A 17,415-nucleotide genomic window follows, 5' to 3' on the forward strand; every position below is an offset into this window, starting at 1 on the left:
ACAGTGCCCGCCTACCGTTGAAACCGATTCTCCCATGCTGGACACCCTCGCCGCCGCCCTGCAACGCTTGCCGCCGGCCCCCCGCTGGCTGATCGGCCTGAGCGGGGGCCTGGACTCCCATGTCCTGCTCCATGGCCTCCATGGCCTTGTCCGGTCGCAGGCCTTTCCCCCTCTGATCGCCGTCCATGTCCACCACGGCCTGAGTCCCCACGCCGATCAGTGGCAGGCCCACTGCGAATCCCTCTGTCGTGATCTGGGCATCCCCCTGCAGGTCCTGGGGGTGGATGCCGGTCCCGCCGCCGGTGAGAGTCCGGAAGCCGCGGCCCGGGCGGCCCGCTATCGGGCCATCGCCGCCGTCATGCAGTCCGGCGAGGTCCTGCTCACCGCCCATCACCGCCGCGACCAGGCCGAGACCCTGTTGCTGCAACTCCTACGTGGGGCCGGTCCCGCCGGCTTGGCCGCCATGCCGCGACTCAAGCCCTTTGGTCCCGGCTGGCAGGCCCGTCCCCTGCTGGATCTGGACCGGGATACCCTGGCCGATCATGCCCGCAAGGCAGGTTTGGTCTGGGTGGAAGATGACAGCAACACGGATCCGCGGTTTGACCGCAATCTGCTCCGCCAGGCGGTCATGCCCCGGTTGCGGGCACGCTGGCCGTCCGTGGATGTCACCCTGTCCCGGGCCGCCATGCTGCAGGCGGAGGCACAGGATCTGCTGGCCGAGCGGGCCAGGGAAGACCTGGAGCAGGTAAGGGGGCGCGCGTCGGGCACGCTCTCGGTGGTCGGTCTGGCCGGGCTGCGCCGTCCCCGGCTGCGCAACGCCCTGCGGGGGTGGTTACAGGACAAGGGTCTGCCCATGCCGGGCCGGGCCCGACTGGAGAGCCTGATCGAACAGATGCTCAAGGCCGGTCCCGATGCCTGTCCCCGGGTGGCCTGGGCGGGGGCCGAGGTGCGCCGTTACCGGGATGATCTTCATGCCATGCGGCCGCTGGTGCCTGTGGATGTGGGGCAGGTGTGGCAGTGGACGCCCACCGCGCCGCTGCAGCTGCCCGAGCTGGGCATCACCCTCGATCCCGCCGTCCTGCAGTCTATCTGGGGATTGGATCCGTCCATCCTGACGGTGCCGTTGACGGTGGGTTTTCGGCGGGGTGGGGAGGTGATCCGGTGGCGCGGAGAGACCCGTTCACTGAAGAAGCTGCTCCAAGAAGCGGGCATCCCGCCCTGGGAGCGTGATCGGTTGCCGCTGATTCATGTCGATGAGCAACTGGTGGCGGTCTGGGGTATGCTGCCCGGACCCCAGGACTGAACCACGGCAACGGAGTCTCGCCTTGACCGCAGCCCCCATCTCCCCTGGTTTCATGGTGGTCCACGGCAATCGTCTGGAAGATCTGCGCGCCCTGGCCGTGGAATGGATGCGCCGCCACCCCCCGGCGCCGCTGGAGAACGAGACCATCCTGGTCCAGAGCAACGGTATCGCCCAGTGGCTAAAGCTGGCCCTGGCGATGGACCCGGAAGGCCCCGAAAGCGGTCTCGGCATCGCCGCCGCCCTGGATGTGCAGTTGCCGGCCCGTTTCCTCTGGAATGCCTACCGGGCCGTCCTTGGCCCCGAGGCCGTGCCCACCGAATCCCCCTTCGCCAAGGACCCGCTCACCTGGCGGCTCATGCGCCTGTTGCCCGAGTGTCTGGAACAGACCGCCTTCGCCCCCCTGCGCCGGTTCCTGACCGACGATGCGGACCTGCGCAAACGCCACCAGCTCGCCCTGCGCCTGGCAGACCTGCTGGACCAGTATCAGGTCTACCGGGCCGACTGGCTGGTCGACTGGGCCGAGGGGAGGGATCAGGTGCGTGATCCCCGAGGCGTGCTGCGGCCCCTGGATACGGAAGAAAGCCGCTGGCAGCCGGCCCTGTGGCGCGCCCTGATCGGGGACATGCCCCCCGATGCCCGCAGTCTGAGTCGTGCTGGGGTTCACGCCCGTTTCATGGAACGGGTCCGCAGCCAGGAAGCCGGCCCCCCCGGGCTGCCTCGGCGGGTGATCGTGTTCGGCATCTCCTCCTTGCCGGCCCAGACCCTGGAAGCTTTGGAGGGACTGGCCCGCTTCAGCCAGGTGTTGCTGTGCGTCCACAATCCCTGCCGGCATTACTGGGCCGACATCATCAGCGACAAGGATTTGCTGCGTGCCCGGCGCCGCCGTCAGTCCCCCAAGGCCGGCATGCCCGAGGTCATCGCCGAGGAAGACCTGCACAACCACGCCCATCCGCTGCTGGCGGCCTGGGGTAAGCAGGGGCGGGACTACATCCGCCTGTTGGACGAGCACGATGATCCCAGTCACTACCGGCGTCTGCTGGAGTCACTGCCCTGGCAGCGCATCGATCTGTTCGAACCCCAAGGGGGCCGCACCCTGCTGCAGCAACTCCAGGACGATATCCTCGATCTGCGCCCCCTGAACGAGACCCGCGACCATTGGCCCCTGGTGGACTCGGCCCGGGACGACTCCATCCGTTTCCACGTGGCCCACAGTCCCCAGCGGGAAGTGGAGATCCTGCATGATCAGTTGCTGGCGCGGTTTTCCCGGGATCCCGATCTGCGCCCCCGGGACGTCATCATCATGGTGCCGGATGTGGACCGTTATGCCCCTCATGTCCAGGCGGTGTTCGGCCAGACCCGCCCGGAGGATCCGCGCCACATCCCGTTCTGCTTCTCCGACCAGGCCCGGCGGGGCCGTGATCCCCTGCTGGTGGTGCTGGAACAACTCCTGCGCCTGCCCGAGTCCCGCCTGTCGGTGAGCGAACTGCTGGATCTGCTGGATCTGCCGGCCCTGCGCAACCGCTTCGATATCGATCCGGGCGATCTGCCTCGTCTGCGGGCCTGGATCGAAGGGGCAGGCATCCGCTGGGGCATGGATGCCCGGCAGCGGGCCGCCCTGTCCCTGCCGCCAGGGCTGGAACAGAACACCTGGCGTTTCGGCCTGCGGCGCATGCTCCTGGGCTATGCCGTGGGTAATCCCGGCCCTTGGCAAGACATCGAGCCCTACGACGAGATCAGCGGTCTGGATGCCGCCCTCATCGGCCCTCTCCACACCCTGCTGGAGGCCCTGGACCAGACTTGGCAGGGGCTCTCCGAGCCGGCTACACCCGCCGGCTGGGGGGCGCGCTTGCGCACCCTGGTGCAGACCTTCTTCGCTCCCGTTGACGAGCGTGAACAGCTCATGCTCCGGCGCATGGACGAGGCCTTGGAGCACTGGGAGGCCCTTTGCCAGGCTGCCGGTATGGCGGAGTGCTTGCCGCTCACTGTGGTGCGGGAACACTGGCTCAGTGCCCTGGATGAATCCCACCTGTCCCAGCGATTCCTGTCGGGGGCGGTGACCCTCTGCACCCTCATGCCGATGCGCGCCATCCCTTACCGGGTGGTCTGCCTGCTGGGCATGAACGACGGTGACTATCCCCGCCGTCATACCCCCATGGACTTTGACCTCATGGCCGGAGAGCATCGGCCCGGCGACCGTTCGCGCCGAGAGGATGACCGTTACCTGTTCCTGGAGGCCCTGCTGTCGGCCCGGGCGCATCTCTACATCAGCTGGGTGGGGCGGGGCATCCGCGACAATGCCCCATTGCCGCCGTCGGTACTGGTGAGCCAGTTGCGAGATCACCTGGCCGCCGGCTGGCGCCCGCAGGGGGGAGGGGATGGAGAGGACCTGCTCCAAGCCCTGACCACGGCATACCCGCTGCAGCCCTTTGGACGGGCGTATTTCCAGGGGGATGACGACAGACTGTTCACTTATGCCCGGGAGTGGGAAGCCCTGTACGCCATCTCCACGGGCGCAGACTCTGCCCGCGAACAGCGGCATCCCCACGGGCAGGAAGCCCTCTCCCCCCCGGTGCCGGAGGAGGCACTGACCGCCGAAGACCTGGCGGCTTTTCTCAAGGACCCGGTACGCAGCTTCTTCCAGCGCCGCCTCAAGGTCCATTTGGATGCGGCTCCGGCCGCCGGCGAGGACCAGGAGCCTTTCACCCTGGATGGCCTGGACCGCTGGCAGGCCCTGGATCATCTGCTGGGGGCGGCCCTGGCGGACAATGAAGACCCGGAACAGAGCACCGAACGCCTGGAGGCGGCCCTGACCGGCTGGCAGCGCAGTGGACGGCTGCCTCTGGGGGAGATCGGGCGGCAGCAGGGCGCCGCCCTCAGGGCCGAGGCCATGAATCTGGTCATGGCCTGGCAGGAGGCCGTCCGCACCTGTCCGCGGCGGCTGCCGCGGGCCGAATTGCTACGGTTCGAGCACGACGGCTGGGTGGTGGAAGGCTGGCTACCCCGGCTGCGGCTGGATGAAGCCGGAGAGAGGGTCCATCTGCACTATCGGACCGGCACCCTGCGGGCAAAGATCAACCCCTTCAAGCGCCTGGACAAGGCCTGCCTGGCCTGGGTCCAGCACCTGATGGCCCATGCCCAGGGTCTCAGCCTGCGCACGATGCTGGTGGGGCTGGACGATACCCTGTGCATGGACCCGTTGCCGACGGCAGAGGCCCGGGATCACCTGCGTACCCTGCTGCAGGCCTGGGCAACGGGGATGACCCGCCCCCTGCCGGCCTACTGCCGGGGCAGCAGTGCCTGGCTGGATGCCCTCGACCGGGATGGCAAGGATCCGGAAGATGTCCTGACCCAGGTCCACGCAGGGGACGGGTTCAGGGGCGGGGCGGTGGACCAGGATCCCTGGCTGGCCCGGGCCTGGCCGGATACCCGGTCACTGCTGGCCCAGCCGGATTTTGCCGCCTGGGCCAGGGACCTCTACGGCCCCCTGAGCCGAGCTGCCTACCTGCTGGACAAGGATTGAGGAGAAGGCGCCCTATGCCCCACGCCCAGGTTCTGGACCCCTTGCGTTTCCCCCTCCACGGCAGTCGTCTGATCGAGGCCAGTGCCGGTACCGGCAAGACCTTCACCATTGCCGCCCTCTACGTGCGGCTGGTGCTGGGCCATGGGGCGGACAACGCCTTCCCCGAGCCCCTGCTGCCGCCTCGTATCCTGGTGGTTACCTTTACCGAGGCCGCCACCAAGGAACTGCGGGAACGGATTCATGCCCGCCTGATGGAAGCGGCCCGGGTCTTCCGTGATCCCGCCGAGCGGTCGCTGGATCCCTTTCTGTCGGCCCTGCTGGCGGATCATCCCGACGCCGCCGGGCGCGCCCTGGCCGCCCGGCGTCTGGAGCAGGCAGCCCAGTGGATGGATGAGGCGGCGGTATCCACCATCCACAGCTGGTGTTACCGGGTATTGCGGGAACACGCCTTCGACAGCGGCAGCCTGTTCACCCAGAACCTGGCGACGGACCAGGCTGAACTGCTGGCCGAGGCGGTGCGGGATTACTGGCGCACCGTGGTCTATCCCCGGGAGCCGGTCGGCCTGGGTCTGCTGCGCAATGTCCTGGGCGATGGGCCCGAGGCACTTCGGCCCATTCTCTTGAGACTGTTGGCGGGAGATCCCCCGCAGGATGAGCCGGGTTGCCTGGACGGGATCCTGGCGGCGCGGGTGGCCCTGTTGGAACGCCTCAAGGCCCCCTGGCGGGATGAGTTCGATGCCCTGGCGGATCAGTTCCGCCAGGGCCTGTTGCCGGTGCTCAACGGCAACAAATACCGCAATCCCGAACGTCTGCTGGCGTGCATGCGGCAATGGGCGCTGGACCCGGCCCGGATCCGTCCGGATCCCCCCGGCAGCCAGGATCCGCTGGAGCAGCTCAGCCGGTCCGGTATGGCTGCCAGGCTCAAAAAGGGAGGCAACCTGCCCGATGACCTGCATCCGGCTTTTGGCCTGCTGGAACAGGCCCACGATCTGGATCGGGATCTGGGGGCCGAGGTCCTCGGTCACGCGGCGGCCTGGGTTCACCACCGGTTCCGCCAGGCCCAGGGACGGCTGGCCCAACTGGGCTTTGATGACCTGCTCACCCGTCTGCGGGATGCCCTGGAGGGGGCCGGCGGTGACCGCCTGGCCGACACTTTGCGGCGCCAGTTCCCGGTGGCCCTGATTGATGAGTTCCAGGATACGGATCCGGTTCAGTACCGCATCTTTGAGCGGGTATACGACCTGGAGGCGGGTACCCCGGACGCGGGGCTATTCCTCATCGGTGATCCCAAGCAGTCCATCTATGCCTTTCGCGGCGCCGACATCCATACCTACCTGAAGGCCCGTCTGGCCACCCACGGACGCCACTACACTCTGGGTGTCAACTTCCGTTCCACCGTGGCGGCGGTGGCGGGGTTCAACCGGCTGTTTGCCCTGGGTGAACGGCAGCATCCCCGGGGGGCGTTCCTGTTCCGCCCCGGCCCGACATCGGATAACCCGGTGCCTTTCCTGCCGGTCCAGGCCCGCGGGCACGAAACGGCCCTGCAGGTGGATGGCCGGCCTCAGCCGGCCCTGACCCTGTGGCATCTGGAAGGGGATAATCCTTTGGGCAGGCAGGCCTATATCGACACCATGGCGGTGCGTTGCGCCGGGGCAATGGCGGATCTGCTGGCGGCCGCTCGCGCCGGCCGGGCCGGCTTTATCGACCCTTCAGACCCGGACAACCCCATTTTCACCCCCCTCAAGCCCCGGGATATGGCGGTGCTGGTGCGGGACCGGGGGGAGGCCCATGGGATCCAGGCGGCCCTGCGCGCCCAGCAGATCCGCAGCGTCTATCTCTCGGACCGGGAGTCGGTCTATCTCAGCCCGGAGGCGGACGATTTGCTACGTTGGTTGCGGGCCTGTGCGGAGCCGGAATCCGACCGCCTGTTGCGGGCGGCCCTGGCCACCCCGGTGTTGGACCTGTCCTTTTCGGCGCTGGAAGCCCTCAATCAGGATGAGCTGCACTGGGAGCGCATGGTGGAGCAGTTCCGCGGCTATCGCCGGTGCTGGCGTAACCAGGGTGTGCTGCCCATGCTGCGGCACCTGATGCATGATTTCGAACTGCCCCGGCGATTGTTCGGCCGGCCCTTCGGCGAACGGCGGCTCACCAACCTGCTGCACCTGAGCGAGTTGCTGCAGTCGGCTGCCACGGAACTGGAGGGGGAACATGCCCTGATCCGCCACCTGGTGGAGCACCGTCAGGCGGCGCGCCAGGCCGGTGATGAACAGATCCTGCGTCTGGAAAGCGATGAGGACCTGGTGAAGGTGGTCACCATCCACAAGTCCAAGGGGCTGCAGTACCCCCTGGTGTTCCTGCCCTTCATCGCCGGCTATCGGCCCGGGAATGGGGGTAAACCGCCCCTGATCTATCGGGATGGGACGGGGCAGCGCGTCGTCAGCTTCACCCCCGACGAGGACGATCAAGCACGGGCCGATGAGGCCCGGCTGGCGGAGGATGTGCGTCTGCTCTATGTGGCGATGACCCGGGCCTGCCATGCTTGCTGGCTCGGGGTGGCCTCGGTCAAGGACCGCAGTAAGGACGGCGGTTTTCATCGCAGCGCCCTGGGCAGCCTGCTGGGGGGCGGCAAGCCCATCTCGCCGGCAGCGCTGCGCGAGCGGCTCGATGCCCTGTGCGCCGATGCCCTGTGCGCCGATGCCCCGCCGCCTTCCGCGCTCGCTGTGACCCATTGTCCATCCATCGATCCGGTGATTCAGGTCATACCCGCCCCGCCGGAGCCGGAGACCGGTCCCTGCATCCCGGGACAGACACCGCCAACGGCGTCATATGGCCTGGCCCGTCGTCCTCTGCGGCCGGCCCGTGAACACTGGTGGATTGCCAGCTACAGCGCCCTGAGAGCGGTCGGTCGGGACCATCCGGCGGCTCAGCGGCCCGATCCGGAATCGGCCCAGGAAGAGCGTCTGCGGGAGGCCGTCGACGATGCGGGGACGCAGCCTGCTGCGTTCCCATCGCCCGATGCATCCTCCACCGCGCAATCCGCATCCCTCGTGGTTGCGCCACCGGCGGATTTCCCCCGCGGCCCCGAACCCGGCACCTTTCTTCACGGTCTGCTGGAATGGATGGCCCGCGCCGGGTTCGAGACACTGGCCCGGGATCCGTCGCCCTTGCGGGAGCTGGTGGCCCGGCGCTGTCATCACCGTGGCTGGGACCACTGGATCGATCCACTTTACCAGTGGCTGCAGGCCCTGCTGCAGATGCCCCTGCACTGGGAGGGGGGCGGCACGCCCCTGGTCTTGGGGCGGCTCGCCACCTGTCAGGCGGAGATGGATTTCTGGTTCCAGGCCGGACACGTGGACACCCTGACCCTGGACCGGCTGGTGACCGCCCATACCCTGGACGGCCGGCCCCGGCCGGCCCTGCTGCCGGATACCCTCAACGGCATGATGATGGGTTTCATCGACCTGGTGTTCGAACACCAGGGGCGCTATTACGTGGCCGACTACAAGTCCAACTGGCTGGGGGATATGCCCGGTGCCTACCGGGCCGAAGCCCTGGTCACGGCGGTTGTCGCCCGCCGTTATGACCTCCAGTACAGCCTCTATTGCCTGGCCCTCCATCGACTGCTGCGGGCGAGATTGCCGGACTACGACTACGAACGACACATGGGCGGTGCCCTGATCTTCTTCCTGCGGGGGCTGGATCTTGATGGCGGCGGGATTCATTTCGAACGCCCCGGCGCCGGTTTCATGCACGCCCTGGACGGACTCTTTGCCCAGCGGGAGCAGATCTGATGCCCATCACGCCGGATACATGGCTGACCCGTTGGCCGTCGTTGCGGACATTGCTCGACCAATGGACCGAACGGGGGTGGCTGCGGCCCCTGGATCGGGCACTGGCCGCCTTCCTGCAGGAACAGGCCCCGGATACGCCACCGCTGGTGCTGCTGCTGGCGGCTCTGGCCAGCCACCAGCTGGGCCGGGGCCATGTCTGCCTGGATCTGCCGGTCCTCCTGGCGGATCCGGACCTGAGCCTGTCCCTGCCGCCGGAATCGGACGCCGGGCTGCTGCCGCCTCCGCGTCCTTCCTGGTGCCTGGCGGGGCTGGATCTGCCGACTCTGCATCAGGCCCTGGCGCAGGCCCCGGCGCTGGTGGGGGAGGGCCTGGGCACCACTCCGCTGGTGCTGTCCGGTCAGCGTCTTTACCTGCGGCGCTACTGGCAGTACGAGCAATGTATCGGCCGAGCCATCCGCGAGCGCTTGCACCAGGGGGCGGTCCTGCGGCAGGGGCTGTCCAGCAAGGCCATGCGTCACTGGCTGGACCGACTCTTCGGCCCGGTGCGCCCCGACGAGCCCGACTGGCAACGCATCGCCTGCGCCCTGGCTGTGGGCGGGTCCTTCGCGGTCATCACCGGTGGGCCGGGCACCGGCAAGACCACCACTGTGGTGCGCCTGCTGGCCCTGCTGCAGGCGCTGCATCTGTCGGCGGGGACGGACCGCCCCCCTCTGCGTATCCGCATGGCCGCCCCCACGGGCAAGGCGGCGGCGCGGCTCAACAGCTCTGTGGCCGGCAAGGTGGGGGAACTCTCCCTGCCGGACGACGATCTGGGCCACCGCATCCGCGTCGCCATCCCCACCCAGGTGACCACGGTCCACCGGTTGCTGGGCAGCCGACCCAACAGCCGGCATTTCCGCCATCATGCCCGCAATCCCCTGCCGGTGGATCTGGTGGTGGTGGATGAGGCCTCCATGATCGATCTGGAACTGATGGCCCAGTTGGTGCAGGCCCTGCCGCCGGAGGCGCGTCTGATCCTGCTGGGGGACAAGGATCAGCTGGCCTCGGTGGAGGCGGGGGCGGTATTGGGGGAACTCTGTGCCCGGGCAGACGGCGGCCATTACCGGCTGCAGACCCGGGACTGGTTGCACGGGGTCAGCGGGGAATCACTGCCGTCTTCAGGGCTGGACACCGGCGGGCAGCCTCTGGATCAGCACATCATCATGCTCAGACAGAGCCATCGCTTCGGTGCCGACAGCGGCATCGGGCGTCTGGCCCGGGCGGTGAACGCGGGGGATCCGGCCCAGGTCGCGGCGGTCTGGGAGGGCAGGGACCTACTGCCGGACCTGGCCCGGGTCCTGTTGCAGGGCAGCGGTGACAAGGCCCTGGAGCAGGTGCTGATCATGGGGGGAGGGCGCCTGTTCCAGGATGCTCCGGCAGGGCGGGAGGGGCGGCCCCACGGCCACGCCCATTATCTTTCGGTGATGCGCGCGTCCGATCCTGGAAACGGGGCCTGCCGTGAGGCGGTGGATGACTGGGCCAGACGCATCCTGAGCGCCCAGGGTGGTTTTCAGTGCCTGTGTGTGGTCCGCGGCGGGCCTTGGGGCGTGGAGCAGATGAATCAGCGTATCGCCCAGGCCCTGGGCAGGGCGGGTTTGCTGGCGCCGGAAGGGGTCTGGTATCCCGGACGGCCGGTGATCGTCACCGGCAATGATTACGATCTGGGGCTGATGAACGGGGATATGGGCATCACCCTGTCCATGCCCGACCCGGAGGCCCCGGGTGGGCGGGTGTTGCGGGTTGCCTTTCCGGCGGCGGACGGTAGCGCTCGGGTACGGTGGATCCTGCCCAGCCGCCTGAGCCGGGTGGAAACCGTGTTCGCCATGACGGTCCACAAATCCCAGGGCTCCGAATTCCGCCACACCGCCCTGGTTCTGCCGGACGCCCCCAGCCCGATCCTGACCCGGGAACTGATCTACACTGCCGTCACCCGGGCCAGCCGTTGGTTCAGCCTGCTGATGCCCAGGGCGGGGATTCTGGAAACGGGCGTGAAGCGTCGGGTGCTCAGAAGCAGTGGTCTGAGGGCCGCGCTGCTATCCACAAAACCTGTGGAAAACTCTGTGGAAAGGATGTCATGAACCCGTCAAAACCCCCGTCAGGGCATGGGTTCAAAACAGATTGGCCAGAAAATGATCAGCGTGGAAATTGAAACGACTCAAGCAGTTAGCATTTCCGTAGGTGTCGTTAATGTCAAGTCTTGACAAAGGGGAAGCCCCGGAAAAATCCCCGGGGCTTGTGAATAATCCCTTTAGCTGACGCCGTATTCCACCAGCAGGTCCTCATCCCTGACGATCATCTGGCAGGCCAGCCGCCACTGGGAGGGGATGTCATCCACGGACATTTTCTCGATGTCATCATTGCTGAGTTTGCCAAGCTGCTGCAGTACCGTCTGTTCCTTGGCGGTCAGCGGTCCTCCCTTGGGTGTCTTCTTGTCCAGATGCGTGACCTTGACCAGACAGGTCCCGCATTCGCCGTCCTGGCAGTCGAAGTTGATGGGCAGCTTGTTTTCTCGGGCAATTTTCAAAATGGTTTCCGTATGGCTTCCGGCGACCGCGTACACGGTCTTGTCCTTGTAATCCGGATGGGTAAAGGTGATGTTGGGCATGGATGAGATCTCCTCAGAAAAGTGGAACGGAATCCGGGGTCAGACCGGGCGCACGGTGGCGTCGCCGAGCACCTGGGTCTGGCAGGCCAACCGCTGATGCCGGCCGGCGTTGTTTTCCCGCAGTACTTTGTGCTCCACCACGGAGGGCTCGGTCAGATTGTTCCAGCCTTCCTCCACTTCCATCAGACAGGTGCCGCAGTCGCCTTCGCGGCAACCGTAGATGATCCCTGAGCCCACCTTTTCCGATATCTCGATCACCCGCACCCCGACCGGGGCATTCACGGTGAGATTGATATCCTTGAACGTCAGTTTGGCCTTGGCCACGGTGCATTCTCCTCAATTGTCGTCATGTCATGGCGAATCACTCGCAGCCGGGTTGAAGCAATATTCGTACCGTGGTTTGATTGTTGTATCTTGTTTATTATTTTCATTCATTTTCAATGTGTTATGTTTTTTTGGTGAGCCCGTGCAAGGCCCGGTGTATGTGAGCTTCAAGACAACCTGGGTGTTTGTCAGTGTTCTGAACCCGTCATTCCCGCGCAGGGGGGAATCCAGTTATTGCTGTCATTCCCGCGCAGGCGGGAATCCAGTCGCGGTTTATCCCCTGGGCTCCCGCTTTCGCGGGAGTGACGATGGGGGTGGGGAGTGGGGAGGAGGAGATGTAGTTGCACTGCACAAGACAGTCCATATACGCTTCGGCTCATGTTCCCTCCCCTGCACCGAAGATCTTCCACCATGTCGCTTGCCCGTGTCCTGGTATCCCTGTGTCTGTGTCTGTGTCTGTGTCTGTTCATGATGGCGGAGGCGACGGCCCAGTCGCTTCCGCCCCAGGTGCAGCGTCTGCTGGAGCAGTACCGGATTCCCGCCGAGGGCATCAGCGTCCTCGTGCAGCCGGTGGCAGGAAGCGCACCGCTGCTGGCGCACCGGGCGGAGGTGCCGCGCAATCCCGCCTCGGCGATCAAGCTGGTGACCACCTTTGCGGCCCTGGAGGTGCTGGGCCCGGCCCATACCTGGCAGACGGAAATCCATACCTTTGCCCCGGTAGTCAACGGCACCCTGCAAGGGGATCTCTACATCCGCGGCGGGGGGGATCCCTTCCTGGTGGCGGAGGAAGTCTGGAAGATGGCCGGCACCCTGCGGCGTACCGGTATCCAGCGTATCCAGGGCGATCTGGTCTTCGACCTGAGTCATTTCGACATCCCCCGGGAAGATCCCGGCGCCTTCGACGGCCAGCCCTTCCGGGCCTACAACCAGCCGCCCCATGCCCTGCTGATGAACTTCAATGCCATCAGCTTCCAGTTTCGTCCCGCCGAGGACGGGCTTTCCGTACAGGTGGCAGTGGATCCACCCCTGGCGGATCTGCGCCTAGACAATCGTCTGCATCTGGGTGGGCAGTCCTGCGGTAGTTTTCCCCAGGGAGTGGGCTTTCATGTGGCCCGGGAACAGCCGGTGCCCCGGGTGCTGCTGGAAGGGGAGTTTCCCAGGGGGTGTGAAGATGTGAGCCTGCTGCGCACCGCCCTGCCGCCGGAAGAATACGCCTATAGCCTTTTCACGGAACTGTGGGGACAGTGGGGGGGCGTACTGGACGGTGGCTGGCGGCTGGGCCGTATCCCTGATCCCACGGCTCGCCCCCGAGTGGTGCATCGGTCGCCTACGCTGGGGGATCTGATCCGTCCGGTGAATAAGCATAGCAACAACGTTATGACCCGCCACATGAAGCTGGCCCTGGGTGCGCAGATGTACGGCAGTCCCGCGACCTTGGAAAAGGGCTATGCCGCCATCCTCGCGGTCCTGCAGCGGGAGGGGATCGACACCCGCGGATTGATCCTGGACAACGCCGCCGGTCTCTCCCGCACCAACCGGATCACGGCCCATCAGCTGGCGGCAGTACTCATGGCCGGGCGCAAGAGCCCTTACATGCCGGAGTATGTCTCGTCTTTGGCGCTGTCGGGCATGGACGGCACCCTGCGGCGCCGGTTTGTGGGTCAGCCGGAGGCGGGGCGGATGCACCTGAAGACCGGTTATATCAACGGTGTGTCCTCCGTGGCGGGGTATGTGCGCACCGCCGGCGGTCGCGATCTGGTGGTGGTGGTGCTGATCAATCATCCCAATGCTCATCGCTGGGCCGGTCTTGAGATCCAGGATGCTCTGCTGCGCTGGGCGTATCGTCAAGGTTAGTGAAACGCTGAACAAGCCCCATTTCGTCACTCCCGCGAAGGCGGGAGTCCAGGATTTGCAGCCCGTGATCGCCCCTGGATTCCCGCTTGCGCGGGAATGACGTCGATGAGGGCATCACGCATCGTGACCCTGGCCCGGATTCCCCTTGCCCGTGAATGACGCATTCAGAGCATCCTTGGGATGGGCGCGTGCACGGGACGATATCTACGCCGTTGAAGCTGCGATACTATCCGGTTAACCGGCGGATACCGGTTCGCCCCATGCCTGGTTGTGTTTCTGGAGGAACTCCCAATGATCGGCGGCATTCAGAACTATTATGAACACCTGGTATATGACCGTATCCGGCATGTCTTGTTGGAGTCCGGTGACCCGCTGGATACCGTACATATGGATGACTTGGCCTGCGTGGCACTCAACCGCCTGCCGCCCCGCTACCTGAGATTTTCCGTGGATCTGACCACTCGCCTGACCGACGAGGACTGGGAACTGATCAACCGCCAGGTCAACGAGGCCGTAGACTATGCCTTTCGTACTACCCACCGGCGCCGGGAATTGCGCGAAACCTGACTATCCTTGATGAACGCCGCTTCCGTATTCAGACCGCTGTTTTCCCACCGCCCCTACTGGGCTGCCCGTTTCGGTGTCGCTCCTTTTCTACCCATGTCCCGGCATGAGATGGATCAGCTGGGCTGGGACAGCTGCGACGTGATCCTGGTCACCGGTGATGCCTATATCGATCATCCGAGCTTCGGGGTGGCCATCATCGGCCGCCTGCTGGAAGCCCAGGGTTTCCGGGTGGGGGTCATTGCCCAGCCCGACTGGCGTTCTCCTGAGCCTTTTCAGGCCCTGGGCCGGCCTAATCTGTTCTTCGGTGTGACCGCAGGCAACATGGACTCCATGGTGAACCGTTACACCGCAGACCGCCGCCTGCGCAGTAACGATGCCTACAGCCCCGACGACGCGGGCGGCCGGCGCCCGGACCGGGCGGTGATCGTCTACAGCCAGCGGGTGCGGGAGGCCTTTCGCGACGTGCCCGTGATCATCGGCGGGATCGAGGCCAGTCTGCGACGGGTGGCCCACTACGACTACTGGTCCGACAAGGTCCGCCGTTCCGTATTGCTGGACTCCCGGGCCGACCTGCTCATCTACGGCAACGGGGAGCGGGCCCTGGTCGAGGCGGCCCATCGCATCGCCAAGGGTGAGCATCCTCGGGACATGAAGGATCTGCGCGGCACGGCCTTTTTGCTGGATACCCCGCCCGGAGACTGGCATGTGCTGGACTCCACCCTGGTGGACCGGCCCGGGCCGGTCCAGCGGCATCGGGACCCCTACTGCGAGGAGATCCCGGAGCAGTGCGGCCCGGGTCAGGCCGTGGCCTGGGGCAAGGCCGCGGGCACCCAGGTGATTCGTGTCCAGCGGCGCGCCCTGGCGGCCCATCCCCGGGAACGGACCGTGATCCGTCTGCCGGACTGCGATACGGTGCAGGATGACCCGGTGCTCTATGCCCACGCCTCGCGCCTGATCCATCTGGAGACCAATCCGGGCAACGCCCGGGCCCTGGTGCAGGGGCATGGAGACAAGGACCTGTGGATCAATCCGCCGCCGGTTCCCTTGAGCACCATCGAACTGGACCAGCTGTTCGATCTGCCCTTTGCCCGCGCGCCCCATCCGGCCTACCGGGAGGCACGCATCCCAGCCTGGGAGATGATCCGGTTCTCGGTGAACATCATGCGCGGTTGCTTCGGCGGCTGCACCTTCTGTTCCATCACCGAGCATGAAGGGCGCATCATCCAGTCCCGTTCCGAGGACTCCATCGAGCGGGAGGTGGACGAGATTCGGGACAAGGTGGAGGGATTCACCGGGATCATCTCCGACCTGGGCGGACCGACGGCCAACATGTACCAGCTCGGGTGCAAGGACAAGGTCATCGAGGCTCGTTGCCGTCGTCTGTCCTGTGTCCATCCCCGCATCTGTCGCAATCTGGATACCGATCACGGGCCGCTGATCCGGTTGTATCGTCGCATCCGCAAGCGTCCCGGGGTGAAGAAGGTGCTGATTGCCTCGGGACTGCGTTATGACCTTGCCCTGGAGTCGAAGGAATACATCCGCGAACTGGTGACCCACCACGTGGGGGGATATCTGAAGATCGCCCCGGAACATACCCAGCCGGGTCCGTTGTCACGGATGATGAAGCCGAGCATCGAGGTCTATGAGCGGTTCCGCGAGCTGTTCGAGCGCTTCAGCCGCGAGGCGGGCAAGGAACAGTATCTGGTGCCGTATTTTATCGCCGCCCACCCGGGCACGACCGATGAGGACATGTTGCACCTGGCCCTGTGGCTCAAGCACAACGGCTTTCGTCTGGATCAGGTTCAGGCCTTTCTGCCCGGTCCCATGGCCTTGGCCACCGCCATGTATCACGCCGAGCGGGACCCGCTCAAGCCGGTGACCCGGGGCGGTGAACGGGTGTCGACCGCCAAGGGGCTGCGTCAGCGCCGGTTGCACAAGGCATTCCTGCGCTATCATGATCCGGAAAACTGGCCGCTGCTGCGTGAAGCCCTGCAGCGCATGGGCCGGGCGGACTTGATCGGCAACGGCAAGCGTCACCTGGTGCCCCGGTTCCAGCCGGCGGGTACCGGCGTTTCCGGGGAAGGGCGCCGCCGACCGGTGCAGGCCGCCGAGCGCCCTGCGTCGCGGCGCAATACCCCTCGCGGTCCGGCTGCTCCGGATCGCGGCGCGGTGGCCGGGCCACGTACCCGCAGGCGGCGCTGATTCCCCCTCATCCCCGGCCCTTCTCCCCTTAGGGGAAAAGGGCGTATCCGTGGCTTAACCCGGTTTTTGCGCTAACGCCCCGCCTTGGGTCCCAGCAGCAGCCAGAGGATGAAGCCGATGACCGGCAACAGCAGGAGCAGGACGATCCAGAGCACCTTGGCCCCGGTACCTGCACGACTCTGAATGGTACTTACGACCGCCCAGATGACTGCAATCAGCAGAATCAGGCCCAAAAGACCGGTGACTTCAAAGCCCATGAAACACCTCCCTTGCATGGATGGAATGGATACGCGACGTTCACCGCCACCATACCCCGGCCTTGCCCCTGTGGCCAGTGCCCGCAGCCATTGGCATCATGGCGCAGAGCCGGTATCCTCGCCCGGGACCGGACTTTGGTAAATGACGCAACGGAGCCCCGCCCATGCCTTATGTCAATATCAAGATCACCCGTGAAGGCGCCACCCCCGAACAGAAGGCCGAACTGATCCGGGGTGCCACCCAGTTGCTGGTGGATGTCCTGGGTAAGAATCCCAAGACCACAGTGGTGGTCATCGATGAGGTGGAGACGGACAACTGGGGTGTCGGTGGCGAGACCGTGACCGTACTCCGTCAGCAGGGCTGAGCGGGCCATGCAGTACTCGTTCAAACGGCCCGGCAGGACACCGGGGCCCGGGCGCCGGAAGAAGACCGACATGGGCCTGGTGATGGTGGGGCTGCTGCTGATCGGTGTAGGCCTGTTCAGCCTGCTGGGGGGCGAGATCTGGATCAGCCGTCTCACCGTAGGGGAGGGGCAGGGCATCGGCGGGACCGCCGCCCTGGTGGTGGGCGGCATCTTCATCGGCCTGGGGGCCTTCTTCCTCAAAGAGTCCCGCAAGTAGCGTGACCCGGTGCGCGACCTGCCTTCAGGCGTGGCCGTTCAGCAGCCGGTACAGGGCCTCGTACTCGGCAGTCAGCTTGTGGGTGGGCGCCAGGTGGATCATGGGGCGGGCATGCTGATGGGATTCCCGGATCTTCACCGAAGCCGACAGGTAGGTGGCCAGTACCGGCAGGTTCTCGCTGATCAGTTCGTCCACCAGCGCCCGCGGCAGGTTGGCACCGGACTGGAAGTGATTGACGATGATGCCCTCCACCTGTAGCCGGTCGTTGTGGTCTTCCTGGATCTCCCGGACGTTTTCCAGCAACTCGTACAGGGCGCGGCGGGAGAAGTCGT

12 protein-coding genes and 1 pseudogene are annotated in these 17,415 nt (G+C 65.9%); 9 read left to right on the top strand and 4 right to left on the bottom strand.

The window, feature by feature from the left end:
- Positions 1–34 precede the first annotated feature (34 nt).
- The 4 genes from tilS to recD are packed head-to-tail and all read left to right on the top strand — an operon-like array spanning position 35 to position 10,731.
- Positions 35–1,303, top strand: coding sequence for a tRNA lysidine(34) synthetase TilS (tilS, locus tag LQ952_RS04575; protein WP_238621480.1), 1,269 nt, complete (start codon positions 35–37; stop codon positions 1,301–1,303).
- A 52-nt stretch (positions 1,304–1,355) separates the two neighbouring features.
- Positions 1,356–4,823, top strand: a complete 3,468-nt coding sequence (gene recC / locus LQ952_RS04580) for an exodeoxyribonuclease V subunit gamma (RefSeq protein ID WP_238621493.1) — start codon at positions 1,356–1,358, stop codon at positions 4,821–4,823.
- A gap of 14 nt (positions 4,824–4,837) precedes the next feature.
- Complete coding sequence (recB, locus tag LQ952_RS04585; RefSeq protein ID WP_238621481.1) at positions 4,838–8,614, top strand: exodeoxyribonuclease V subunit beta; 3,777 nt, start codon at positions 4,838–4,840, stop codon at positions 8,612–8,614.
- Positions 8,614–10,731: an exodeoxyribonuclease V subunit alpha gene (gene recD, locus LQ952_RS04590; RefSeq protein WP_238621482.1), complete on the top strand. Its 2,118-nt coding sequence runs from the start codon at positions 8,614–8,616 to the stop codon at positions 10,729–10,731. The genes recB and recD overlap by 1 nt, the downstream gene beginning before the upstream one ends.
- 170 nt (positions 10,732–10,901) lie before the next feature.
- On the opposite strand, the gene LQ952_RS04595 is transcribed toward recD, so the two are convergent.
- Together LQ952_RS04595 and LQ952_RS04600 are read right to left on the bottom strand one after the other, a co-directional pair.
- Positions 10,902–11,258: a 2Fe-2S iron-sulfur cluster-binding protein gene (locus LQ952_RS04595; protein WP_238621483.1), complete on the bottom strand. Its 357-nt coding sequence runs from the start codon at positions 11,256–11,258 to the stop codon at positions 10,902–10,904.
- Between the two features lie 39 nt (positions 11,259–11,297).
- Positions 11,298–11,582 carry a 2Fe-2S iron-sulfur cluster-binding protein gene (locus tag LQ952_RS04600; protein WP_238621484.1) on the bottom strand — a complete coding sequence of 95 codons (285 nt, stop codon included), beginning with the start codon at positions 11,580–11,582 and terminating at the stop codon, positions 11,298–11,300.
- A gap of 411 nt (positions 11,583–11,993) precedes the next feature.
- On the opposite strand from LQ952_RS04600, the gene dacB reads away from it, so the two are divergent.
- From dacB to LQ952_RS04615, 3 genes are all read left to right on the top strand, one after another.
- The gene (dacB, locus tag LQ952_RS04605) at positions 11,994–13,436 is read left to right on the top strand and encodes a D-alanyl-D-alanine carboxypeptidase/D-alanyl-D-alanine endopeptidase (RefSeq protein ID WP_238621485.1); all 1,443 of its coding nucleotides are present in this window, start codon (positions 11,994–11,996) and stop codon (positions 13,434–13,436) included.
- Between the two features lie 291 nt (positions 13,437–13,727).
- Positions 13,728–14,003, top strand: coding sequence for a late competence development ComFB family protein (locus LQ952_RS04610; RefSeq protein WP_238621486.1), 276 nt, complete (start codon positions 13,728–13,730; stop codon positions 14,001–14,003).
- A 9-nt stretch (positions 14,004–14,012) separates the two neighbouring features.
- Positions 14,013–16,205, top strand: coding sequence for a YgiQ family radical SAM protein (locus tag LQ952_RS04615; protein WP_238621487.1), 2,193 nt, complete (start codon positions 14,013–14,015; stop codon positions 16,203–16,205).
- Positions 16,206–16,276: 71 nt separating this feature from the next.
- On the opposite strand, the gene LQ952_RS04620 is transcribed toward LQ952_RS04615, so the two are convergent.
- A complete protein-coding gene (locus LQ952_RS04620; RefSeq protein WP_238621488.1) occupies positions 16,277–16,462 on the bottom strand; it encodes a PLD nuclease N-terminal domain-containing protein in 186 nt (61 codons plus the stop codon).
- A gap of 164 nt (positions 16,463–16,626) precedes the next feature.
- Between LQ952_RS04620 and LQ952_RS04625 the strand changes: the two genes are divergently transcribed.
- Together LQ952_RS04625 and LQ952_RS04630 are read left to right on the top strand one after the other, a co-directional pair.
- Complete coding sequence (locus tag LQ952_RS04625) at positions 16,627–16,827, top strand: tautomerase family protein (protein ID WP_238621489.1); 201 nt, start codon at positions 16,627–16,629, stop codon at positions 16,825–16,827.
- A gap of 7 nt (positions 16,828–16,834) precedes the next feature.
- Entirely contained in the window at positions 16,835–17,083 is a 249-nt protein-coding gene (locus LQ952_RS04630; protein WP_238621490.1) for a hypothetical protein, read from the top strand.
- 24 nt (positions 17,084–17,107) lie between these two features.
- Here the strand turns inward: LQ952_RS04630 and LQ952_RS04635 are convergent.
- Positions 17,108–17,415 (bottom strand): annotated as a pseudogene (locus LQ952_RS04635) (ParA family protein); the annotation flags it as partial.

The sequence above is a fragment of the Ectothiorhodospira lacustris genome (assembly GCF_022227785.1).
Lineage (GTDB): Bacteria > Pseudomonadota > Gammaproteobacteria > Ectothiorhodospirales > Ectothiorhodospiraceae > Ectothiorhodospira > Ectothiorhodospira lacustris.